This window comes from Paenibacillus sp. J31R98, assembly GCF_056269245.1.
Genome location: NZ_JBWDNO010000007.1, coordinates 304,744 through 327,690, shown reverse-complemented (window position 1 = coordinate 327,690; position 22,947 = coordinate 304,744). Strand labels below are relative to the sequence as shown.

21 protein-coding genes are annotated in these 22,947 nt (G+C 53.0%); 14 read left to right on the top strand and 7 right to left on the bottom strand.

Annotated elements, in window-relative coordinates; all coding sequences use genetic code 11:
* Positions 1–78: 78 nt before the first annotated feature.
* From AC0YNX_RS24000 to AC0YNX_RS23990, 3 genes are all read left to right on the top strand, one after another.
* A complete protein-coding gene (locus tag AC0YNX_RS24000) occupies positions 79–1,104 on the top strand; it encodes an ABC transporter permease (RefSeq protein ID WP_475818237.1) in 1,026 nt (341 codons plus the stop codon).
* Positions 1,105–1,117: 13 nt separating this feature from the next.
* Positions 1,118–2,038, top strand: coding sequence for a carbohydrate ABC transporter permease (locus tag AC0YNX_RS23995; protein ID WP_475818236.1), 921 nt, complete (start codon positions 1,118–1,120; stop codon positions 2,036–2,038).
* 79 nt (positions 2,039–2,117) lie between these two features.
* On the top strand, positions 2,118–3,683 hold the full coding sequence (locus tag AC0YNX_RS23990; RefSeq protein WP_475818235.1) for an ABC transporter substrate-binding protein: 1,566 nt from the start codon (positions 2,118–2,120) through the stop codon (positions 3,681–3,683).
* Positions 3,684–3,751: 68 nt separating this feature from the next.
* Here the strand turns inward: AC0YNX_RS23990 and AC0YNX_RS23985 are convergent, their stop codons facing one another.
* The 3 genes from AC0YNX_RS23985 to AC0YNX_RS23975 all read right to left on the bottom strand — a co-directional run bounded on the left by AC0YNX_RS23985 (position 3,752) and on the right by AC0YNX_RS23975 (position 6,888).
* Positions 3,752–5,053, bottom strand: a complete 1,302-nt coding sequence (locus AC0YNX_RS23985; protein ID WP_475818234.1) for an ABC transporter substrate-binding protein — start codon at positions 5,051–5,053, stop codon at positions 3,752–3,754.
* A gap of 114 nt (positions 5,054–5,167) precedes the next feature.
* Positions 5,168–6,007, bottom strand: coding sequence for a carbohydrate ABC transporter permease (locus AC0YNX_RS23980; RefSeq protein WP_475818233.1), 840 nt, complete (start codon positions 6,005–6,007; stop codon positions 5,168–5,170).
* Positions 6,007–6,888, bottom strand: coding sequence for a carbohydrate ABC transporter permease (locus AC0YNX_RS23975; protein ID WP_475818232.1), 882 nt, complete (start codon positions 6,886–6,888; stop codon positions 6,007–6,009). Before AC0YNX_RS23975 ends, AC0YNX_RS23980 begins: the two co-directional genes overlap by 1 nt.
* A 166-nt stretch (positions 6,889–7,054) precedes the next feature.
* Here AC0YNX_RS23975 and AC0YNX_RS23970 point away from each other — a divergent pair, with 166 nt between their 5' ends.
* The 8 genes from AC0YNX_RS23970 to AC0YNX_RS23935 all read left to right on the top strand — a co-directional run bounded on the left by AC0YNX_RS23970 (position 7,055) and on the right by AC0YNX_RS23935 (position 14,989).
* Complete coding sequence (locus AC0YNX_RS23970; protein WP_475818231.1) at positions 7,055–8,917, top strand: sensor histidine kinase; 1,863 nt, start codon at positions 7,055–7,057, stop codon at positions 8,915–8,917.
* Positions 8,914–10,530 carry a response regulator gene (locus AC0YNX_RS23965; RefSeq protein WP_475818230.1) on the top strand — a complete coding sequence of 539 codons (1,617 nt, stop codon included), beginning with the start codon at positions 8,914–8,916 and terminating at the stop codon, positions 10,528–10,530. The genes AC0YNX_RS23970 and AC0YNX_RS23965 overlap by 4 nt, the downstream gene beginning before the upstream one ends.
* Before the next feature lie 269 nt (positions 10,531–10,799).
* Positions 10,800–11,093: a LiaF transmembrane domain-containing protein gene (locus AC0YNX_RS23960; protein ID WP_475818229.1), complete on the top strand. Its 294-nt coding sequence runs from the start codon at positions 10,800–10,802 to the stop codon at positions 11,091–11,093.
* A gap of 54 nt (positions 11,094–11,147) precedes the next feature.
* The gene (locus AC0YNX_RS23955; RefSeq protein WP_475818228.1) at positions 11,148–11,837 is read left to right on the top strand and encodes a PspA/IM30 family protein; all 690 of its coding nucleotides are present in this window, start codon (positions 11,148–11,150) and stop codon (positions 11,835–11,837) included.
* Positions 11,837–12,340: a PspC domain-containing protein gene (locus tag AC0YNX_RS23950; RefSeq protein WP_475818227.1), complete on the top strand. Its 504-nt coding sequence runs from the start codon at positions 11,837–11,839 to the stop codon at positions 12,338–12,340. Before AC0YNX_RS23955 ends, AC0YNX_RS23950 begins: the two co-directional genes overlap by 1 nt.
* Position 12,341: 1 nt before the next feature.
* Complete coding sequence (locus AC0YNX_RS23945; RefSeq protein WP_475818226.1) at positions 12,342–13,055, top strand: PspA/IM30 family protein; 714 nt, start codon at positions 12,342–12,344, stop codon at positions 13,053–13,055.
* 106 nt (positions 13,056–13,161) lie between these two features.
* Positions 13,162–14,292, top strand: coding sequence for a sensor histidine kinase (locus tag AC0YNX_RS23940; protein WP_475818225.1), 1,131 nt, complete (start codon positions 13,162–13,164; stop codon positions 14,290–14,292).
* Between the two features lie 28 nt (positions 14,293–14,320).
* The gene (locus tag AC0YNX_RS23935) at positions 14,321–14,989 is read left to right on the top strand and encodes a response regulator (RefSeq protein ID WP_475818257.1); all 669 of its coding nucleotides are present in this window, start codon (positions 14,321–14,323) and stop codon (positions 14,987–14,989) included.
* 38 nt (positions 14,990–15,027) lie between these two features.
* On the opposite strand, the gene AC0YNX_RS23930 is transcribed toward AC0YNX_RS23935, so the two are convergent.
* Complete coding sequence (locus tag AC0YNX_RS23930; RefSeq protein ID WP_475818256.1) at positions 15,028–15,207, bottom strand: helix-turn-helix domain-containing protein; 180 nt, start codon at positions 15,205–15,207, stop codon at positions 15,028–15,030.
* A 636-nt stretch (positions 15,208–15,843) separates the two neighbouring features.
* Positions 15,844–16,392 carry a molybdopterin-guanine dinucleotide biosynthesis protein B gene (gene mobB, locus AC0YNX_RS23925; RefSeq protein WP_475818224.1) on the bottom strand — a complete coding sequence of 183 codons (549 nt, stop codon included), beginning with the start codon at positions 16,390–16,392 and terminating at the stop codon, positions 15,844–15,846.
* A gap of 129 nt (positions 16,393–16,521) precedes the next feature.
* Between mobB and AC0YNX_RS23920 the strand changes: the two genes are divergently transcribed.
* Entirely contained in the window at positions 16,522–18,117 is a 1,596-nt protein-coding gene (locus AC0YNX_RS23920; protein ID WP_475818223.1) for a molybdopterin molybdotransferase MoeA, read from the top strand.
* A gap of 344 nt (positions 18,118–18,461) precedes the next feature.
* Here the strand turns inward: AC0YNX_RS23920 and AC0YNX_RS23915 are convergent, their stop codons facing one another.
* A complete protein-coding gene (locus AC0YNX_RS23915; protein WP_475818222.1) occupies positions 18,462–19,787 on the bottom strand; it encodes a hypothetical protein in 1,326 nt (441 codons plus the stop codon).
* 155 nt (positions 19,788–19,942) lie between these two features.
* Entirely contained in the window at positions 19,943–20,359 is a 417-nt protein-coding gene (locus tag AC0YNX_RS23910) for a hypothetical protein (RefSeq protein ID WP_475818221.1), read from the bottom strand.
* Positions 20,360–20,481: 122 nt separating this feature from the next.
* Here AC0YNX_RS23910 and AC0YNX_RS23905 point away from each other — a divergent pair, with 122 nt between their 5' ends.
* Positions 20,482–21,255, top strand: a complete 774-nt coding sequence (locus tag AC0YNX_RS23905) for a YwmB family TATA-box binding protein (RefSeq protein ID WP_475818220.1) — start codon at positions 20,482–20,484, stop codon at positions 21,253–21,255.
* Positions 21,256–21,393: 138 nt separating this feature from the next.
* Positions 21,394–22,941, top strand: coding sequence for a glucose-6-phosphate dehydrogenase (zwf, locus tag AC0YNX_RS23900; protein ID WP_475818219.1), 1,548 nt, complete (start codon positions 21,394–21,396; stop codon positions 22,939–22,941).
* The last annotated feature ends 6 nt before the right edge of the window (positions 22,942–22,947 follow it).

Genomic DNA, 22,947 nt, shown 5'->3' with positions numbered 1-22,947 from the left:
GATGCGTAGAGCGTGGTTATCCCCTCCTTCTATAATTCAGATAGTGAGAGAAACTTCCAGAGAAAGAGAGGATGAACCATGAAGACAATGTCCGCCAAACTGCAAGCCAGCGCCGCAGCGGAGACTGGCGGGAGGCAGGTTCGCGAAGGCCAAAGCCATAACCACAGTCATAACTCCAGCCGCCGCCGCAGTATCAGATTTCGCAGCTTAATCCGCTTCCGGATGCTCTACTTGATGATGCTGCCCATGCTTGCGCTCGTCATCATCAATAATTATTTGCCTATGTTCGGCATCCTCATTGCGTTCAAGAAGATTAACTATGAGCTGGGGATTCTCGGAAGTCCATGGATTGGATTGGAGAACTTCAAGTTTCTCTTCGCCACAACGGATGCTTGGATCATTACACGGAACACGCTGTTGTACAACGTCGTATTCATCGCCACGAACCTGGTGTTCGCAGTTAGCTGTGCCCTCATGCTGAACGAAATGCGCAGTAGAGTGCTTGCGAAATGGTTCCAAAGCGCGATGTTCTTGCCTTACTTCCTATCGGCTGTCGTCATCAGCTATCTCGTGTTTGCGATGCTGGGCGAGGAGCATGGCTTCGTGAACAACGTCATTATGAAGTCGCTTGGCCTTGACCCTGTCTCCTGGTATGCCAAGCCGGAAGCTTGGCCGATTCTGCTGCCAATCATTAATGCATGGAAGAATGTTGGCTACTTCTCCGTTGTGTACTTGGCCGCTATTGTCGGCATCGACGAAGAATATTACGAAGCCGCGCTGATCGACGGAGCCAGCAAGTGGAAGCAGTTGACCAGCATTACGCTTCCGCTGCTCATGCCTGTGATGGTCATCATGACGCTGCTGCAGATTGGACGCATCTTCTATGCGGACTTCGGCTTGTTCTTCCAAGTGACGCTCGATACCGGGGCGCTGTATCCGACGACGAACGTCATCGACACCTATGTGTACCGCTCGTTCATGGTCATGGGCGATATCGGGATGTCCTCCGCAGCTGGCTTGTATCAATCGGCAATCGGATTGGTGCTCGTCTTCGCATCGAATTTCATCGTCAAAAAAATCAACCGCGACAACGCGTTGTTCTAAGGGGGCACAGGCAATGAAATCATCACAGTTAGCGCACTCGCCCAATGCCATCTCGAAGCGCGCCAATTACTTCATTACTTCTCTGTTCTGGCTTTACACCATCGCATGCGTGTTTCCGCTGGCTCTGGTCATCGCTGTCTCGTTCACAGACGAAATGTCCATTCTGAAGAACGGTTACCAGCTCTTCCCGAAAGCATTCAGCACGATGGCCTATCAGCTGCTGTTCGAGGATTCCGCACAAATCGTACGCTCCTACGGTGTCTCGCTGTTCGTTACGATTGCTGGCACCTTGATCAGCCTCCTGTTGACGGCGGCATTCGCTTACCCGATCTCACGCAAGGAGCTGCCGCTGCGTAACGGCTTCACGTTCTTTATTTTCTTCACGATGCTGTTTAATGGCGGGCTTGTCCCTTGGTACCTCGTGTACACCAAGTACCTGCACATGGATGACTCCATCTGGGCGCTGATCGTCCCCATGCTCGTGCAACCCTTCAACATACTGATCATGCGGACGTTCTTCCAAACGACCATTCCCGGTGCCTTAATCGAAGCAGCGACAATAGACGGAGCGGGAGAGCTTCGAATCTTCTATAAGATCGTTCTTCCACTGTCGCTGCCTGTCATCGCGACGATCGCGCTGTTCAACACGCTGATGTATTGGAACGACTGGTTCCTCAGCTTGATCTTCATCAGCAATAACGAAACGGTCAGCGTGCAGTATCTGATGTACAAAACGATGCTGAACATCCAGTACCTCACGTCCAATGTGCAAGCTTCAGAAGCGCTCACGCGAGGAGGAGGCACGCTGCGCCTGCCAAGCGAGGCGATTCGAATGGCAATGGCGGTCATCGGCATCGGCCCGATCATTCTGGCTTATCCGTTCTTTCAGAAGTATTTTGTCAAAGGGCTCACAATCGGGGCTGTCAAAGGCTGATTCCGGCAAGCTATACTACTCGTAATAGATTGTCCGGTTAGCATAAATTGTTCTTTCATAGACATGGGAGGGTTATCGCATGATTTCCGGCAAAAGAAAAGGAATTTCCTCACTCGCTCTGGTGTGCGCACTCGGTCTGGCGTTATCGGGCTGCGGGAGCAGTGGCAACAGCAACGGCAACAGCAACACAAGCAGTAACAGCGGCACAAACAATGCCAAATCGACGGATACGGCATCCGCTGATGCAGCGCCAAAGTTGGAAGAAACGAATTTAACGCTGTATTATCCGGGTTCCCCGCAGAAGGATGAGCAGGAGGTCGAGGCGGCGATCAACGCGTATTTGAAGGATAAGATCAATGCCAAGCTGGACTTGATGCCGATTGACTGGGGCAGCTGGGACAGTAAAATCAATCTGATGATCTCTTCCTCGCAGCCTGCTGATATTATCTTCACCGCGGCTTGGAACGGGTTTACGGTCAATGTCGGCAAGGGCGCTTTTCTTGATCTGACTGAGCTTATCGACAAGTACGGCAAAGAGATGAAAGCGGTCATGAATCCGGCATTCCTGAACGGTTCGAAGGTGAATGGACGCAACTACGCGATTCCGACGAACAAGGAACTAGCGGCAACCCGCGGCCTACTCCTGCGCAAAGACATCGTGGAGAAGTACGGCTTTGACCTGAGCACGATTCATACGACAGCGGACCTTGAGCCGATGCTGAAGACGGTGAAAGAGAAAGAAGCCGATATGACGCCGTTCTACGTATCCAGCGATAGCGGCTTGCTGACGAACCTCAACTTTGACACGCTTGGCGATAACTCCGTGCCAGGCGTCCTGCATAAGATCGGAACAGAAACAACGATTCTGAACGAGCCGGCAACGCCAGAATTTAAAGAAGCGGCTGCGCTTAGCCGGAAGTGGTATCAAGCGGGTTATATCAACAAAGATGCGGCAACAACGAAGGTGAAGCCGGAGGAGCTGATGAAGGCGGGGAAAGTGTTCAGCTACACCGCATCCTTGAAGCCGGGAGCAGCCGAAGAAGTGATGCGTTCGGTCGGCGTTCCGCTCGTTCAAGTCAAGCTGACGGAACCGACAACTACGACCGGCGATACGACAGGGTCGATGCTGGCGATCTCCCGCACTTCGAAGAATCCGGAGCGTGCCATGATGCTGATAAATCTCTTGCATACGGACAAGACGTTGATTAACTTGATTAACTACGGCATTGAAGGCAAGCACTATGTGAAAGTGGAAGGCAAAGATAATGTCATCAAATATCCGGACGGCGTTGATGCAGCGAAATCGACGTACAGCCCGGGCACGAATTGGCAAATTGGCAACCAATTCTTGAACGACTTGTTCGATACGGAGAATCCGAAGAAGTGGGATCTCTTCAAAGCATTCAACGATTCCGCGAAGCCGTCGATCGGGCTTGGTTTTACGTTCAATAGCGACAGCGTGAAGAGCGAAGTAGCTGCATGCGTCAACGTGTACAAGGAATACTTCGGTTCATTGAATGCCGGCACCGTCGATCCAGACAAATATACGGCACAGTTCCTCGATAAATTGAAAGCATCCGGCGTTGATAAAATCATTGCAGAGAAGCAGAAGCAGTTTGACGAATGGTATCAAACAAAAAGCTAATTGGATATAAAACAAAACGACCGCTCTCCTATACAGGGGAGCGGTCGTTCACGTTTACAGCAAGATGCTTATTTCTTCATCATATCTGCAACGGTTTTGTCGAACTTCGCGAGCAGCTGATCTTTATTGATTGTGCCGCCTTGGTATTCTTGCATTGCAGCGCCGAAGCCTTGAGTTGTGCCGTCTGGGAAACGATCCCAGTGCCAGCCAAGAGCTGTCGCGGATTGATCTTTGATGGATGCTGCGATGGAACCGATGTCTTCTGTAGTCGCGTCGATGTTAGTCTCAGCAGGCATGAAGTGGAATTCCTTCGTCAGGTACTTCTTGCCTGTATCGGAGCTAACCATCCAGTTCAGGAATTTCTTCGCTTCTTCAGCGTTTGCGGACTTGCTGTTAACGATCCAGTTGTTCGGCACGCCTACATATACGTGGCCTGGTTGGTCATTGATTGGAAGCGGAAGCACGCCAAGTTTCAGTTCTGGGTTCACTTTGTCGATATCGCCTTGTGTCCAGTTACCTTGCTGCATCATCGCTGCTTTACCAGCTGCGAAGCTAGCGACTTGTGTAGCATAGTCAGTTGTCAGCTGATTTTTTTGTGCGTTCTTGAAGATCAGGTCAACAAGGTTGATCCATTGCTCGAACACTTGGTTGCCCTTTGCTGTTACTTTGCCAGCTTTCCAGTCTTCGATGAATTTCGCTGGATCTGGTTGGTTTGCAAGCGCTACGTCAGCAAGGTGAATACCAAGCGACCACCACTCGTTCGTCGTTTCGAACGGTGTAATACCTGCAGCTTTCAGCTTAGCAACGGCATCAGTCAGCTCAGGAAGCGTCTTAGGCTCAGTTGTGATGCCTGCTTTTTGGAACAGGTCTTTGTTGTAGATCAGACCGAAGCCCTCAGTGTTCATTGGCATACCGTACAGTTTGCCATCTACTGTTGTAGGAGCTTTCGTCGTCTCAAGCAGGTTGGCTACCCATGGTTGGTCCGAAAGATCAGTTGCGCGGTCCATGTAAGGAACGAGCGCGGAGTAACCGCCGTTGTTGATGATCTCTGGCTCGGAGCCTGAAGCGATCGCTGCTTTCAGAAGAGCGCCGTAGTCTTCGCCGCCGCCATGAGTTTCAACATCAACTTTAACGCCTGTTTCTTTCTCATATTCTGCAGCCATTGCGTTCAGTTGATCCGCAATCTCAACTTTGAATTGGAATACTTTGATCGTAACGTCCTTCGACGGAGCGTTAGTTCCGGTGTTCGTACCTGTATTGGTTCCTGTGTCACCCGTTGTGTTGTTTTTGTCGTTGTCCGACGAGCCGCAGCCTGATGCAAGAAGTGCAACAAGCGCAGAAGTCATGGCAAGCGCTGTAATTCTTTTCATGTCTCTAGTACCCCTTCCAAGTTGTCTGGTTTGTAAATGCTTACATTCTCATTGTAGGTATAATTACATGCTTCTCACACTGATTGCATTGAACAAAAAGGTGGAACATATTGATTAGCCCTTCACTGAGCCTGCAGTAATACCTTCGACGATGTACTTCTGTAAAAAGAGGAAGAACACGATAATTGGTGCGATACCGATGGCAAGTCCAGGTAAGGCAAGATCCCATTTCTTCGTATAAGCACCGAAGAATTTCGTAATGCCGAGCGGAATCGTCGTTAAGTCTTTGTTGCCGCCGATGACAAGCACAGGCAGCAAGTAGTCATTCCAAATCCAAAGTGTATTTAGAATGATGACAGTTACCATAATCGGTGTCAGAAGCGGGAAGACGATCTTGAAGAACACGCCGTAAGGTGTGCAGCCGTCAACAACTGCCGCTTCTTCGACTTCGAGCGGAACGCTCTTAATGAAGCCGTGGAATAAGAACATGGATAAAGCGAGACCGAAGCCGAAATAGCAAATGATAATACCGTACATATGGCCGCGCAGCTCAAGCAAGGACGTAATACGAACCAACTGGAGCATGACGGACTGGAACGGAATGATCATTGAAGCGACGAGAGCCGTGAACAGGATTTTGTTAAACACGGTCGGTCTGCGAACAAGGCGGTAAGCCATCATGGAACTGATGAACACGATACCGGCAACGCTGAATGCAGTAATAAGCAGTGAATTCATGAAGACATGAGGGAAATCAAGCTGCTCCCATACCTTCTTGTAGTTGTCCCAGTGATAAGTTGCAGGCCATTTGGCCGCATTCAGCAAAATTTCCCCTAGTGTCTTCACCGAGTTCGACAGTACGAAGTAAAACGGCGAGAGGAAGATTAGGCCGAGCAAGATTGCGGCAATCTCCAGAACAAGAGTGGGGAAGGAATAATTCGCTTTGCGTTCCATTATGCTTCCACCTCCCGGCGTTTCGTAAACCAAACTTGGGTCACTGTAATGAGCGAGACTGCGAAGAAGAACAGCATGGCTTTCATAGTGCCTAGACCGTAGCGGTTGTTGTTCAATGCTTCGGCATATACGTTGAATGCAAGCGATTGTGTTGATGTACCCGGGCCGCCTTTGGTGAGCGACAGGTTAAGATCGAACATTTTGAACGCATTCGATGTTGTTAAGAACAAGCAGATCGTAATCGCCGGCATAATGAGCGGCACGATTACGCTGTACAGCAGCTGGAAGGAGTTCGCGCCGTCGATGCGGGCAGCCTCCGTAAGATCCTTAGGCAAGCCGGCAAGCGCCGCGATGTAAATAACCATCATGTAACCAGCAGTTTGCCAAATAAAGACGATGACTATCCCCCAGAAGCCAGTTGTCGGCGTTCCGAGCCATGGCAGGTTAAAGAATGGAAGATTCGTCAATTCACCGATGGTGGTGAAACCCTTGGTGAAAATAAACTGCCAAATAAAACCGAGCAGAATCCCTCCGATAACGTTCGGCAGGAAGAACACGGTCCGCAGGAAGTTGCGGCTTTTGAGCGGCTTCGACAATACCATCGCGAGCAGGAATGCAAGCACGTTAGCGCCGATAACGGTTACCACCGTAAATTTGAGCGTAAAGCCAAGGGACTGCCAGAAATTCGTATCTGATGCGATCAGATGCAAGTTGTGAAGCCCTGTCCAATTTGCTTTGTTCATATCGAGTCCGTTCCAGTCGGTAAAGGAATAATAGAAACCGAGCAAAAACGGGATAAACACGACAGCCAGGAAGAACAGCAAGCCAGGTCCTACAAAGACGAGTTGCTGCATCCATTGGCTGAGCCGGTTGTTTTTCATAATTGAGTCGCTCCTCTCTCTAGATGTTCGTTTTGCGTGATCTTTTGGTACGCTAGGAACCAGTATATAGCACCCCCTCCTGCCGGAAAACCGAAGATCGTGAAGAGTAGGGTGGAATATATTGACCTGCCTGATACAATAATGACTGGATGGAGGCGAAAACAACATGATTCGAAACAGCATTCGCAAGAAGCTTATCTTCTTCTTGCTCGCTGCGACTATAATTCCAATCGGCGCATCGATTGCCGTATCCAATCTCTATACGAAGCGTTCCGTCACGGATGCGGCAATAAATGAGAATTCCAGCCGTCTGGAGCTTGGCAAGAACAATATCGTGAGCTATTTCAACACGATCAACCAGCTGTCATTGTCGGTCTACGGCGGTATCAATGCGGCTGACTCCTTATATACCTACTTGGAGAAGTCGATTACGAAGCCAGTGAGCAGCAACGTGGTCGCAACAAGTCATGATTTGGTTTATCTGCACTTGTTTAGTTTGTCACAAGCGAGCAAAGATATTTATCAATTGCACCTATTTATCCCGAGCGGCAGCCAGTCCAATCTTTGGATAAACGGTTTCTTCCGCCGAGAATATAACCCGAGCTACAAGGTGCCGCTGGACCGGAACGGGGAAGCGAATCCGTTCATCGAACCGACGCATATGAACACGCAGTATGGGATGCAGTTCTCGCTGCCGGAGTCGAAGACGTCGAAGGAACCTGTCATTACGCTGCATCGGCCGATCTATATGACGCCAACCAAGATGGTGATCGCCATGTTGTCGTTCGACTTGAAAATGGACAGCTTCAACCGGATCTGCGAGCAGCTGTACAATCAGAATGGACGTGAGCGCCTTGCTATCACGGATGAGGCCGGCAGTTACTTATACTCATCTCAGCCTGAGGAATACGGGAAGAAGCTGAAACAGAATTGGTCTGCGAAGCTTGCGCAAACGACCGGAAGAGGGCATTTTGTATGGAAGGACGACAGCTTCTCGGGAATCATATTTTACGACCATCTCGCAACGCCTTATATGAATGCGACAATCATTAAACAAATCCCGTATTCGGATCTATATAGCACAGCTACGACGCTAACGCGCATCAATTCGCTGATCGCTGCAGGCTTCTTGCTCATCGCGCTCATTGGCACGGTCTTCATCTCGTTCCAGCTGACCGAGCCGATTAAGCGGCTAATCGGCTATATGAACAGAGTGCAGGCAGGCAATCTGTCGGCTCCGCTCGAGGTGCGCAATACGGATGAGATCGGCCTGCTCGCAAGAAGGATGCAGAGCATGATGGAGACGATCGATCAGCTCATCCTGCAGGAATATAGGCTCGAGCTTGCGAACAAGACCAACCAGCTCAAGGCGCTCCAAGCGCAGATTAACCCGCACTTTCTGTACAATGCGATGCAGTCGATCGGTACGCAGGCACTTCAAGGAAATGCGCATAAAACCTACAGTCTCATTACACTGCTCGCCAAAATGATGCGTTACAGCATGACGACCGAAGAGACAGAGGTTCGGCTTGAACGCGAAGTCCAGCATGTACTGGCGTATCTGGACTTGCAGAAGGAACGTTTCGGCGAGCAGCTGCGCGTGGCAACATCATTCGCACCGGAGACGATGAACATTATGGTTCCGAAAATGCTGCTGCAGCCAATCGTCGAAAATTATTTCAAGCATGGATACACCGGCGGCGTGCAAACAGGCGAGATCCAAATTACAAGCACCATTCAAGATGAGATGCTCGTGCTTGAAATTATGGACAACGGCAAAGGCATCGAAAGCGATGAGCTCGAACGTCTGGCGGAGATGCTGACAGGCGAGCAGGATCATCCATTGCAAATGGAGGAGCCGGATGGCTCTGTGATTGATAAATCCGCAAGCATTGGTCTGATGAATGTTATTGCAAGGCTAAGGTTGTACAATGGACAGGCTGCCCAAATTAAGCTGGATAAGCGGATGCCAGCGGGCTTGTCCGTTACTGTACTTATTCCGCTTGCGAAAGGAGGAACCGAACAATGAGAGCGTTAATTGTAGATGATGAGAAGCATGTGCGTGATGCGATCAAGCTCCTGGTCCCGTGGGAAGAGCTTGGCATAACGGATCTGCTCGAAGCAGCAGACGGGCAAAGCGCGAAAGAAATGATCGAGCGGGAGAAGCCGGAGCTTATCTTCACGGACATGATGATGCCGGTGATGAGCGGCGTCGCTCTGCTGCGCTGGATTCATGAGCAGGAGCTGACGAGCAAGACGATCGTCATTAGCGGTTATGATGATTTTAATCTGGCGCGTGAGACGATTCGCTTCGGCGGCCTCGACTATATATTGAAGCCAATCGAACCGGAGCAACTCATTAAGGCGGTAAGGCATGCGATCGAGACGTGGTGCCGGGAGAATCAAGATCGGACGCTATCGCAGAATCGAGTGATGGAGCTTAACCAGCTAAAGCCGGTGTATTGGGACAAGGTGTTCTCGCAGATGATCGAGGAACCGCAGTCTTATCTGGCGCAGGCAGAGCTGCTTCAGCAGGAATTTGGATTGCCCGCCTCGGCGGAGCTTGTCAGGGTAGCGGTGCTTTCTTTCGAGGGCGTGAATCCAGTGAGCCTGCGATCGTTCTCATCGGATGAAGACTTGTTCTACTTTACGATGATGAATATTAGCAACGAGATTGTGCAGGAAGCGCGTCTGGGCTATGCCTTCTCTTATTGGAATCAGCGGCGGGAAATTGTCGTGATCCTGTGGAGCAGGCTTGAGGAAGCGACGCAAAGCTTGAACCGGATGCAGGAAGGCTTTAAACGTACGCTTCATACATCGTTTCATTTTGGCCTAGGCGGCATTTATCCGTTCCCGTCGGGCCTCAAGACGGCATACCTAGAAGCCAGCGCTGCGCTGCATCATCGCAATCTGCTTGAAGCGGGACAGTCCATCCATCTGTACTCGGAGCTGGATCCTCGGGGCAGAATGCAGGTTGTTCATCTATCCGATCATGGGGAGTCGCTGCGAATCGCGTTCCATAGCGGACAGGCGCAGCGGATCCGCGATGCGGTGGCCGATTGGGCGCGAGAGGCTGCGGGTGCCGGACGCATTACGCCTGACATGATTGAGATGTGGCGCAGCGAGTACAGCGTGCTGTGCTCGCAATGGTCGAAGGCATGGCTGGAGGAGAGCGGAGACTCGCCGGGACCGGCAATTGGCGAGGATGTGTTCGCGCTTCGGTATGAGGTGGATTGTCGGTTCTCCCTTGAGCAGCTGGAGCAGGCATTAGCGGAAGATCTGATCCGCTTCGAGCAGTCGCTTCGCGAGCTGAAGCAGCAGAGGGGCAATGTCATCTACGAAATTAAGAAATACGTCGAGACCCACTATCAGCGGGAGATTTCGCTTCAGGACATCGCGAACCATTTCTACCTCAGCCGGGAGTATATTTCGCGCAAGTTCAAGCAGGAGCTTGGCGAGAACCTGTCGGATTATATCGGCCGCATTCGGATCGCCAAAGCAAAGCGGCTGCTGGAGAATCCGAATATGCGTGTCGTGCAAATTGCGCAGATGGTTGGGTATCAAGATGAGAAGTATTTCAGCAAAGTATTCAAGAAGCTGACCGGCATGACGCCGAATGAGTATCGGAAAGGCCAGCTATAATGAGGATTAATGAAGGGGCTTCGAGGACGTTGTGACGTCTTGAAGCCCCTTTTTTGACGGGTAATGGCCGGGAGGCGGACCGGTGTTACGCCTTAGGTACGGAGAGGTCCCCGCCTGAGGTCCAGTATGAAAAACCGCCCTCGGTCCGTTTTGAATCGTTCTGAAAAAGCCTATCATGAGTACATAAGCAAAACACGCAACAAACAAAGAAAGAAATCGTAAGAAATAAACACATGCAGTTTAAATAACGAAAGGCGGTGACTAAAACAATGAACGGAAAAAATGCACTGGGCGCTATTTTGGTCGTAATCGGCGCACTCATGATCATGAACTTTATCGGTATTCACCTCGGCTGGATTATTAGTCTGCTGATGCCATTCATCCTAATCGGACTTGGCGTAATAGGACTTCGCAATAACAGCAAGGTAATTGGCGGCATCTTGATCGTCGTCGGCGCAATCATGCTTCTTGGCCAGATGGGTAAGATTATCGGACTTCTGATCGCAATCGGCGTTATCGTGTGGGGCGTCTCCTTATTCAAGAATCGCCACAAACGCGTCTAAGTAAATACGATGCTATAGCAACTAACATTTAATTGGGACAAAGGAGGCGAACCGATGAGCATCATGCGGAGAGTTCGGGATATGACGGTTGCAACGCTCAATGAGCGTTTGGAGAAAGCGGAAGATCCCGTCAAGCTGATTGACCAGTTCCTCTGGTCGACTAGAGAAGAGATTATCGGGGCAGAGCGGTTGTACCAGCAATGCCTGACACATAGCAATCATCTAAAAGCACAATGGCTGCAAGCGGAGCAATTGAAAGAAAAGCGCGAGCAGCAAGCGATTATCGCCTTGAAAGCAGGCGAGGAGCATGTAGCGCGCATTGCGCTGACGGAGAAAGCATCCAGCGAGGAGCGTGCGACGCAGTACCGCGAGCTCTACGAGCAAGCGCTGCAAGGCACAACTGAGCTAGAGCAGCAGCTTCGCGAGCTGCGCAGCGAGTACCAGACGGTATATGACAAGCGGGAATACTTCTCCGCACGTATGGAGTCGCTTCGTCTGCAGCAGCGGATGAACGAACGGTTCACAGGCGGCAATGCGAATGCGCCGGGCCAGCAGCCTGGCGGGATGTTCCGCAAGCTGGAAGACCGAATCAGCGATATGGAGCTGGAAGCGCGCAGTTTGCGCGATCTGCGTAAAGCAGGCGGACAGCTGATAAGCGAAGCGGGCTTTGCCCTTCAGAACACGATAGAGCGTGAGATGGAGCAATTGAAACGTAAATTACAGCAGGAAGGATGGAAGTCGTAATGAAGAAACTGTACCGGTCGCGCCGCGATAAGAAACTGTTTGGCTTATGCGGCGGTCTTGCCGAAATGCTGAATGTTGATGCGACGCTGCTGCGGATTCTTCTGATCGTCGTAACCGTCTTTACTAGCGGAGCATTAATTCTAGTCTATATCTTGGCTGGTCTAGTCGTTCCGAAGGACCCTTATCACTACGGGGGCTACGGTCCGACCGGCCACAATGGGAATTGGAATAACGGCCCATTCGGAGGCGGACAGGGTGGTCAAGGTAACCACGGCGGTCATGGCTTCGGCGGTGCAGGTGGTGCTGGAGGCTTTGGCGGTGGAAGTTCCTATACGAACCCACCTCAGCCTGGTCCTGGCGCTGCCGGCTGGCAGCAGCCTCCGGCACAAACGTCGGCTTCGAATATAGATGCGATGATGGATGATCTGGAGAAACGCGCACTGCGCAAAGAAATCGAAGAGCTTCGTGCTAAATTAGCGAAACATGAGAAGGGAGAGTTTTAATATGAGTATTTTTAAACGGATGAGGGATATGACGAAGGCGTCGATGCATGAGCTGTTAGACCGTATGGAAGATCCGGTCGTCATGTTGAATCAATATTTGCGCGATATGGAGGCTGAAATCCATACGGCGGAATTGACTGTTGCGAAGCAAATGGCTAGCGAGCGCCGCATGAAACAGCGTCTTGAGGAAGCGGTTCGCGGGGTGAGCGATCGTGAGGCGAAGGCAGAAACAGCGCTTCGCGCCGGTCAGGAAGAGCTTGCTCGCAAGCTGCTCGAAGAGAAAATCTTCTTCGACCAGAAGACGACGGAATATACAGAGCTTCACCAAAGCGCGAAAGCGCAAGCGGATGAGCTGATGAACCAGCTGCATGGCATGAAAGACGAGTACTATCAGCTGCGCAACAAACGCAATGAGCTTGCAGCCCGTGCCCAAATGGCGAAGGCGAAGAAGCAAATGGCGCAAGTATCTGCCGTGCACTCCATCGAGAGCGGTCACGCATCCCGCGGTTTCAGCCGTATGGAAGAGAAGATCATGCAGCTGGAAGCGGAAGCAGACGTTTCGCGCGTCCCTTACGGCGCATCCGGTGCACAGTCAGCAATCGGGACAGTTGATACAGCGAAGCAGCTGCAAGTGGAAGAACAGCTGCAGCTTCTCAAGAGCAAGCTGAATCCTCCTGCGACGCAAGCAACCATCGAAACGCCAACAGGTGAATAAAACAAGAATGAATCTGCAAATGATGTAGCCATACTTGGTCGATGCGCAATTGCCGCATCGGCCTTGCGGCTTGTTTTGCAGTTACATAGACTTAAGGGGGAACAGCATGTCAGCGGAATCGTCTTCGCCGAAAACGCCGGATCACGCGGAAGCCGGGGCGGGTACTGGTGCGGAAGCAGGAACGGGAGCGCAAATGGGAGCCTATCGTTCGCAGCCTGTCCAAGCAGACAGACCAAGGTTCCCAGATTATCTGAAAAGTGCAGAACCGCTGCCCAGCCTAACGGAGAAGCGTAAAAATGCGGCGGAGACAGTGCTGTGGCTGCTCGTTATTCTAGGTCTCAGCGTACTGCTGCTGCAAGGAACGGGCTATGTGAAGCTGTTCGCATTGCAGAGCAACGCCGCACTCATTGGGCTGTCCGTCATTGCCCTGTCGCTTGCGCTCGCTGCAGTATACAGCTACTTGCAAGGAATTAAGCTTCGCGCAGCGGTGCAGCGGCTCACCGATCAGCAGCGTAGCAAGCGGCAGCAGCGGGTAACGCTGATGTCGGAAGACGGCGGAGCACAAGTGCCGCCGGAGTCGTTCACCGAAGAGGATGAAGCGTGGACCGAGCAGGTTCGGTTCTCTGCGGTTATCGAAGAACGACAACGGCTCGCTCGTGAACTGCATGATGCGGTTAGCCAACAGCTGTTCGCGATATCCATGACGGCAACTGCAGTCAGCCGGACGCTTGAGAAGGATTGGGAGCGGGCGAAGCGCCAAGTTCAGCTGATCGAGGAGATGGCTTCCGTTGCTCAGTCCGAGATGCGCGCGCTGCTGCTGCATCTTCGTCCCGTACATCTCGATGGCAAGAACCTCGGGCAGGCGCTGCACAGCCTCATTGATGAATTGAAGCAGAAGGTGCCGATGACTATTACATTGGAGGCCGATCCGACCATTAAACTGGATACGGAAGCGGAGGATCATCTGTTCCGGATTGCACAAGAAGCATTGTCCAATTCGCTGCGGCATTCGAAGGCCGAGCATCTCAATATTTACTTGCAGCATGCAGGCTCGCATGTGAGACTGACGCTGCAGGATGATGGTCTTGGCTTTAATTTGGAAGAGAAGAAGCAAACGTCTTACGGACTGCTCACCATGGAGGAACGGGTGAACGTGCTCGGCGGTTCATTGAAGCTTATTACATCGCCGGGCAACGGCGTGCTGATCGATATATGGGTGCCTACGGGCGGGGCTTGATGGAAGGGGAAATGACGAAGTGGAAGCGATGGAACGAATGGACAGCTTGGAACAGCCAATAAAAGTGCTGCTTGTTGACGATCATGAGATGGTACGTATTGGCCTTGCGGCCGTATTAAATACCGAGGACGGCATTGAAGTTGTCGGGGAAGCGAGCAACGGGATGGAAGGCATCCGGCTTGCGCAAGCCTACCGACCGGATGTGGTGCTGATGGATCTCGTAATGGAGGGCATGGACGGCGTTGAAACGACGCGCAAGCTGCTTGAGCTGTATCCAGATTGCAAAGTCATTGTCCTGACGAGCTACCTCGACGATGGCAAAATGTATCCGGTCATTGAAGCGGGCGCGTTCAGCTACCTGCTCAAGACGTCACGCGCGACGGAGATTGCAGATGCAATTCGAGCCGCTGCACGAGGTCAATCGGTGCTGGAGTCGCAAGTTGCCGCTAAGATGATGAATCGATTCCGCCAGCCGAAGGCAGAGGCCGCGCAGAAGCTCCATGAGCAGCTGACGGAACGGGAAATGGATGTGCTCAAATGCGTCGGCAAGGGCTTATCCAACCAGGAGATCGCCGAAGAGCTGTTCATTGGCATTAAGACCGTCAAGTTCCATGTGACGAATATTTTCGCCAAGCTCGGCGTTGATGATCGGACGCAAGCGGCTATCTATGCGCATAAGCATGGGTTGGCGGAATAGGAAGAGCTGCAAGCTCTGCTCAATACTTAGAGGGTGTTTCACATCTTGCGGAAGGCAAAAGGTGTAATCCCTTCGCGGGTTTTGAACAGATTAATGAAATGGCTGACATGGTCAATGCCGACCTCATCGGCGATTGATGCGATGGGGGATGTCAGCGTACTTGAGCAGTGCTTCGCCCTGACAATCCGCAAGAAGATGATGTATTCGTTGGGCGACATATGGGCGGAAATGATGATCTCGCTCACGAGTTCGGTTAACAGCTTGGTGCCAAGCAATTCCGTGTGAGGCGCAGTCCCCTCATGAACGTCAATAAAGCTTCGAATAAGTCCGAGTATAGGTGATTCTCGCTGCAGCTGCAGAAGAGGGTCGCCTTTTTTGGCATATTGATCGTACTAATGGTTGCTCGCGCCGTCGTAGAAGTGAACCTGTTTTATTATTCGGGGGAGTAGGATTTTTGGGTGAGGAGAGGGCAAGGGCCAGGGCCAGGGCCAGGGCGAGTGAGGGCAAGAGCAAGAGCAAGAGTAAGAGGCTGAGATTCCGAAATAGGAGAAGAGTGTCCCAGAGGGATACACATTGGGTCGGAATCGCTGAAAACGGTAAAAGAGTGACCTTGAGGGATACACATCGGGTTAAAAACGCTGAATTTAGTGAAAGAGTGACCCTGGGGGATACTCATTCTACTCGAAGAAGTCCACCAGACCAGCTACATTTGCGGAAACTGCCAGGTTTGAGGCATAGAGGTCCACCAGACCAGCTACATTGGGATAGAGCGTCGAAAGGGGGAGGAAGAGTGAATCTTGAGGGGGGATACTGAGGAAACATTTAGACTGGACTGCTCCTTGAATGGAGCAGTCTTATTTATGTTGGTGAAAGGTGAGGAGTTGGTTGTAGATATCATCGATGTCGTTGATGGCGAAAGTAGGGACGCCGGATGGAAGGGGGGAGGTAGGGGCAAAAGAGTCCCACGTAGCAAGCATCGCAATATTCGTTAATTGGAGCAGCGGCTCGTCTTCGGAACTCCGAAGAAGCACAAGCTTCGGATAGTGCTCTTGCTTGAAGCCTTCGACCAGTACGATGTCGACTTGCTGCATATGGGCAAGGAGCGCGGAGAGCGGCTCGGTTCGGTTGCTAATTATGGCGCTGCGGGATGCGGAGCTGATCGCGGTAATATCCGCGCCGGCCTCTTGATGCTGCCATGTGTCCGTGCCTGGCGTATCCATCGTGAATTCGTGTGCGTCGTGCTTCGCTGTGCCGACAGTGAAACCTGCTTGTTTCAGCATGCGGGTTAGCCGGGCGAGCAGCGTTGTTTTGCCGCTGTTTTTGTAGCCGACGATTTGGAGCACGAATGGTGTTTGCTGTGCCTGTGGGGGTACGGCATGATGGCTGTTTTGATCAGATGGCATCTGGCTCAGTGCTCCTTATAAAGGGTAATGGTTAGAGCTGAGATTAGTATAGCATAAGCATGTATTACTGATTTAGCGGTTTCTGTTACAATGGGGAAATAGATAGTTACGGAAAGCGTAAAGGAGAAGATGGCTGTGCAGCTGCAGGGGGAGACGCGTTTTAGCAGGCGCGCGGTCAAAGTGGATGAGGCGATACGCCTCGTCATTGAAGCGGCAGTGCCGGGGCGGCAAGAGCGTGTGCCGCTGTGGGAGGCTTGCGGCCGTTATCTGGCGGAGCCGCTTGTTGCGACGACGGATTGGCCGCCTTTTGCGCGGTCGGGGCTGGATGGCTTCGCCGTCCGCAGCGCAGATACGGCGCAAGCGTCACCGAGTGAACCGGTGACGCTGCGCGTGGTGGATACGGTCCGCGCGGGCAAGCTTGCCTCCGCGGCCGTGGAGCCGGGCACCGCCGTCCGCATCATGACCGGCGGCGCGGTGCCCCTGGGGGCTGACGCCGTCGTCATGCTGGAGCAGACGGCGGATGCCCTTATTGACGGGCGAACCGCGGTGCGCGTGAAACGCGCCGCGGAGCCCGGGCAGAACATTGCGCCCCTCGGCGAGGAATTCCGCCGCGGGAGCGTGCTCGCAGAGCCCGGCACGAAGCTGCGGCCGGGCCACGTCGCTTTGCTCGGCACGTTTGGCTGCGCCGACGTGCCGGTGTTCGCGCGCCCGCGCGTAGCGGTGCTGGCAACCGGCACGGAACTGCTGCCGGTTGAGGCGCCGCTTGAGCCGGGGCGCATCCGCGACAGCAACAGCGCGATGGTCGCCGCGCTCGTGCAGCAAAGCGGCGGCGTTCCGCTGCTGCTCGGCCGCGTGCCGGACGAGCCGGAAGCCGCGGCTCGCGCGATTGCGGCTACGCTCGCGCAAAGCGACATCATCATCACCACCGGCGGCGTATCGGTCGGTGATTATGATGTGATGGCGAGTCTGCTCGCGGGCTTGCCTGCCGCCGGCTCGGCGGCAGAGCAAGTAAGTGAGGGAGCAGCCGCGGCTAGAGCTGCTGGCAGTCCCGCTGCGACTAGCGCACCTGCCGTCGCGGGCAATTCCGCCGCGACTAGCGTCCCAATCGCCTGCGGCAGTTCCGTCGTGCGAAGCATCCCAAGTGCCGTCGATCCTTCCGCGACTAGCGTACCCGCCGCGCCAAGCGTCCAAAGCGCCGCAGGCCAATCCGGCGCGACCAGCGACCTTGCCGCGGTCGGCACTGGTGGCCATACCGTCCCAAGCGTCCCCGGCAGTGCCGCCACGGCCAGCCCCTCCGCCGAGCTGCCTCCAGGCAGCCGCCTCCTGTTCAACAAGGCGGCGATGCGCCCCGGCAGCCCGACGTCCGCCGCTGTCGTTGGCGGCAAGCTGCTGCTCGCGCTGTCGGGCAACCCCGGCGCTTGCTTCGTCGGCTTCGAGCTCTTCGCGCGGCCGGCGCTGCGTCGGCTTCAAGGCGCAGCCGCCGACAACGCAAAGCCGAAGCAGGCGACAGCGAAGCTCGCCGCAGGCTTCGCCAAAGGCAGTCCGCACGAGCGATTCGTGCGTGCACGCCTTTCTACCGAAGGCGGCGTGCTCTACGCCGATCCGCTGGCGTTCGCCAAGTCCAGCATGATGGCGTCCATCCCTGATGCGGACGTACTTATTCGGCTGAAGGCGGGTGCAAGTGGCGTGGAAGCGGGAGCCATAGTGGATGTTATTCTCCTATAAAATGCAAAAAACCGCTCATTCAAGAGAGCGGTTCAGAGTGCCCGTGTAAGAAGTCAGTTGGACTTTTTACACGGGCACTTCTTTTATGTAGTTGGCGCTCGCTAACGCTAACGAACTCCAGCGATCCTATTAGGCGAATCTAGCTCGCCTCAAGGATCTAACGAATCCTAGAAGCGCTATTCCGACTAAATCAGGCACTTTCGTCAGCCAAAGTGCCGAATAGCGCTGCTGGAATTCGTTACATTTTCCCAAGCGCTGCATTCGGCCGAATAAGATGCCTACGATTCGTTAGCCAACCGGCCAGCCGGCTATTCAAATATGCGAGCGACAATCTTTCCGCCAACTCACATGAACGAATTCATAAACAACCCATCCAGCGGAAGCTGCAAATACGAGTCGGAAGAGGAGCGGTACAGAGTGAACGGCTGAAATCCGCTCGCCTTCGTGCTGATCAGGGATTTTGTCGGCAGCTCCGACAGCTGGGCAATCGTCTGCTGCAGCCGGGACGCCAGCCCGTGTCGGCTGTTTACGATTCGGCTTACCTCTTCCGGCCGAGCTTCCACTGCAGCACTCAGCTTCTCTTCATCGATCTTCCACTTGCCTTGCTGCGATTGTGAAATGCCGATCGACGCATGCTCCGGGCTTCGCAGCACGTCATCCACACGCAGCTTCAGCACCGGGTTCAAGTAGCTGGACGCATCGAAAGTATGCTGCAGCATATTGATTTCATGGATTACCGATTGCAGCTGGCTGTGCAGCGCATCGGAATTATTGCGTACCTTGATCGTGAAATCAGCAGGTCCGCTCATATCGTTCAGCGAGATTCGCACACGGCCTTGCTGCAGCACGATTGTATTCGTCTCATCCGAATCAATCACGTTGCCATCCACCAGAACGTGCGGGTCCGATGCCTTGATGACCGTCCGGTCTGCGCCGCTCGAAGCCGTAGCGTTGCCTCTCTGATCCTGAAGCGAGAAAGCATGCTCTGTTCCTATCCTGCTAGCCTCCAAGACAAGCTTAACCGTCCCGTTCGATTGATTCTCTTGCACGGATGCTGATATGCCGATTGAAGCTCCATTGATACTGTTCTGCAATCTGCCTAGCGCTGACGCATTCGTATCTCCGGGACGAATGACGGTAGCGAGTGAACGTGTCTGCCCGCCTGCTTGAAGCGTAAAGATATGCGCACCGGAGCTGATGACGGAAGGCGCATTCTTCGTTAGCTCATAGCCTTGATTCTGCTGACGTCTGGCAAGCGAGGCGACTTGAACGCTGTAGTCTGTCCGGGATGCGTTGGCGTCAGCTTCCCCGAATACGCCGGCAGCGCTCGTCCCATCCACTTGCACGGAGCGCTGTTCGAATGCAGACTTGCCCTTCATCCGAATGTCTGAGAGCGCATCGCTAGTAATATCACTCTGAGCGAGCCAAGCCGCTGAGCTGTCTGCTGCTGCCTTCAGAGCAGCGAGTGCCTGCTTCGGAAGCGTAAAGCTGCCCACCGAGCCGCGTGCCGGAATGGATGCGGCGACTTGCTTCCTCCTATTTTGCGATATCAGCGACATATAGCCTTGGCCCGAATAGGGATAAAGTGCGTACCGTTCAACGGGCTGAACCGGTTCCCGCGTATGCCGAACCGTTCCATATATAGCGGGTACAGAGTAAGGCAGAACCACAGCAATCCCTCCGATCGCAATTGTTCATCTACCTTACATTTTAAATAAATTTTTCCATCTTGTCGATTATCATATCGTTGTCCGCCAGCAATGAAAAAGCCCGCACCCCGCGCAGCTAAGCTGCAAGCGAAAGGGTATGGGCTTTGGATGCCGAATTATATGAGCAGGAACAGAAATGCAAGGGACGCCAAATCGAAAGCAAGCGCCTCGCCCCAATATGGATTATAACCATACCCGTAGTAAGGATCGCCATAGTAGTACGGATCGTAAGGATAATAAGCTTGCGTCTGCACGGCTTCCTTCGTCCCAGACTTACCCTCTACCGCCGCTTTGCCCGGCTTGCCGCCTTTTTTCTTCTTCACCTTCGTATTCGTGACCTTTCCTTGCTGCCCAACTGTAGCTCCAGCAGTCTTCTGCTTCATATTTGCTTCTGTCTCATTCAGCATTATGCGTCCGCCGTGGCATCGGCTGAGAATACCGACATGTCGCGTGCCTTCGTTCGTGACGACACAGACAGGCATGCCGCAATACTGTTTAATTGTATCTTCATGAAGTGGATATATAGGTTGCAACTTCGATGACACCTCCCCTTTAAAGTTCCTGAGACAGTGTATTCACCTACAGGTAAGTGCGTATGGATGTTTACCTACAGCTTATAAGGATATAAGAACTCTTGAAGGGAGCGGATCTTCGTATGCCAGCTAACCATCGCCGTCAATCGAGAGGCGGCATACTCGCCGTGGTCGTTCTGCTGCTCATTCTCGTAACCTGGACCCTATGGCATAACCGCAACATCCCCGCATCAGGTCAGACAGACCATGCGGTATCGTATGATTTTGAACAAGTGTGGAAATGGAGCAGCACGTCCTACGTAGGCGGAGCAGAAGGGGCGCATTGGTCGTTCCGCTGGGATGGCGAAGCGAATGCGGAAGGAATCGAGCAGCTTGCCTCGACGCTTGGATTCACGCTGCCACCTGGCTTGAGTGGTGACGCGCCTGTTGATATTACAGCCACGAATGATGTAGATAAGTTGAAGCTGTGGGTCCGATCAAAGCCGGTCGGCCAATTAAGCAATTCTGCCGATGCTTCATTCGAGCTTGTCCTGCTGCTTGATACGGCCAGAGGGTCCGGCAGCAAGGTGATTTCGGATGAGGTGGGAAAGGTGGAAAGTGCGGCAAATGCTGCTGGTTTGCTTTTGCAGGGGGGCTTTACGGTTCGCGGAGAGATGGTGCAAGTGGATGCTCCTGTTAGAGTTGCGGCAGCTGCGGAAGCGAAGGAAGTGGAGTCGTACGACGATAAGCATACGTCCAGCTTGACGTACTATACCGAGTTACTGCGAAGCAGCGTGCAGAGCGGGGCGGCAAAGGTGAATTTACAAATTGCAGGTGCGCTGACGACAGGCGAAACAGCTCGGGAACTGATCATTGGAGTGCCACTCATAACAGGCGATTATACGGAGCAGGAATAAGAAAATTTACCAGCTGCTGGGCGATATTTTGTCGGTGCATGAATAGCATCTACTGGCTCAATATGCTAAACTAACATAAATTGAACCACACAGTACATGTGTGAAAATACATAACAGAGAATGAGGGAAAAGACCGAAGTGAGCAAACAGGATACGATTGCCGCAGAGGGTGCGGTTTATTATTTGTTTGGAGCTACAGGCGACTTGGCGCGGAGGAAGCTGTTTCCTGCGCTTTTCAGCTTATATAAGGAAGGCAAGCTGGCTGAGAATTTCGCTGTTGTCGGACTTGCGCGCAGACCGCGGACGAATGAGCAATTCCGCGCCGATGTGCATGAATCGATCGGTGAGTTCTGCCGTTATAAAGCTGACGATGCGGAAGCTTGGGAACGTTTTGCGGAGCATTTTGTCTACATGTCACTCGATATCAACAATGTCGAAGGCTTCCGCGAGCTTGCACGTCTAAGCAAAGGCTTGGATGAGAAGTTCAATATCCCGGGCAATCGTCTGTTCTACTTGGCGCTTGCGCCGAATCTGTTCGGACCTGTCTCGTTCAACCTGCGCGATGGCGGACTCCTCGAGTCGACGGGCTGGAATCGACTTGTTATTGAGAAGCCGTTCGGCTACGATCTGGAATCCGCTCGTGAGCTGAATCAGCAGCTGAGCCAAGTGTTTGAGGAGTCAGAGATTTACCGCATCGACCATTACCTTGGTAAAGAAATGGTGCAGAACATTCAAGTGCTACGGTTCTCGAATGCATTTTTTGAGCCGCTGTGGAACAATAAACATATTGCCAATGTCCAAATCTCGCTGTCGGAGACGGTTGGCGTTGAGGAGCGCGGCGGCTATTACGATAAGTCAGGCGCTCTGCGCGACATGGTACAGAACCATTCGATGCAGATGCTGGCGATGATTGCGATGGAGCCGCCTAGCCGTCTTCATGCAGAAGATCTCCGCGACGAGAAGGTTAAAGCGCTTCGTTCGCTTCGTCCGTTCGAATCGGCTGCGGAAGTGAATCAGCACGTCATTCGCGGTCAATACAGCGAAGGTTCGATCGGTGATAAAGCGCTCACCGGCTATCGCCAAGAAGATTCGGTTAGTCCGGAATCGACGACGGAGACGTATTTTGCCGCTCGTGTGTACTTGGATAATTTCCGCTGGGCGGGCGTTCCGTTCTACATCCGTACAGGCAAGCGCCTGCCGGTGAAGACGACTGAGGTTGTCATCGAGTTCAAGAACGTGCCGGACAACATGTTGTTCGCGCAGCGTCACGATCTGGCGCCGAACCTGCTCGTTATTCGGGTTAACCCGATGGAAGGCATCTATATCAAGATCAATGCGAAGAAACCGGGCGTCGACAATGTCGTTCAGCCGGTATCGATGGAGTTCTGCCAAAGCTGCATGATCGGCATCAACACGCCGGAAGCTTACGAGCGCCTCATCTATGACGCGGCTCGCGGCGAATCGACTTACTTCACGCGCTGGGATGAAGTGGCTGAGGCGTGGTCGTTCGTTGACCGTATCGCAGCGGCTTGGCGCGAAGACAGCTCTAATCTGCAATTGTACCCTGCGGGCTCGTGGGGACCGAAGAGCGCTGAAGAGCTGCTCGCAGCAGACGGCTTCCACTGGTGGCCGGTGAACGGGCAAGCTGAAGACAATGTCATCTGGATTTCGGGCGGACCGAAGTGACCTTAG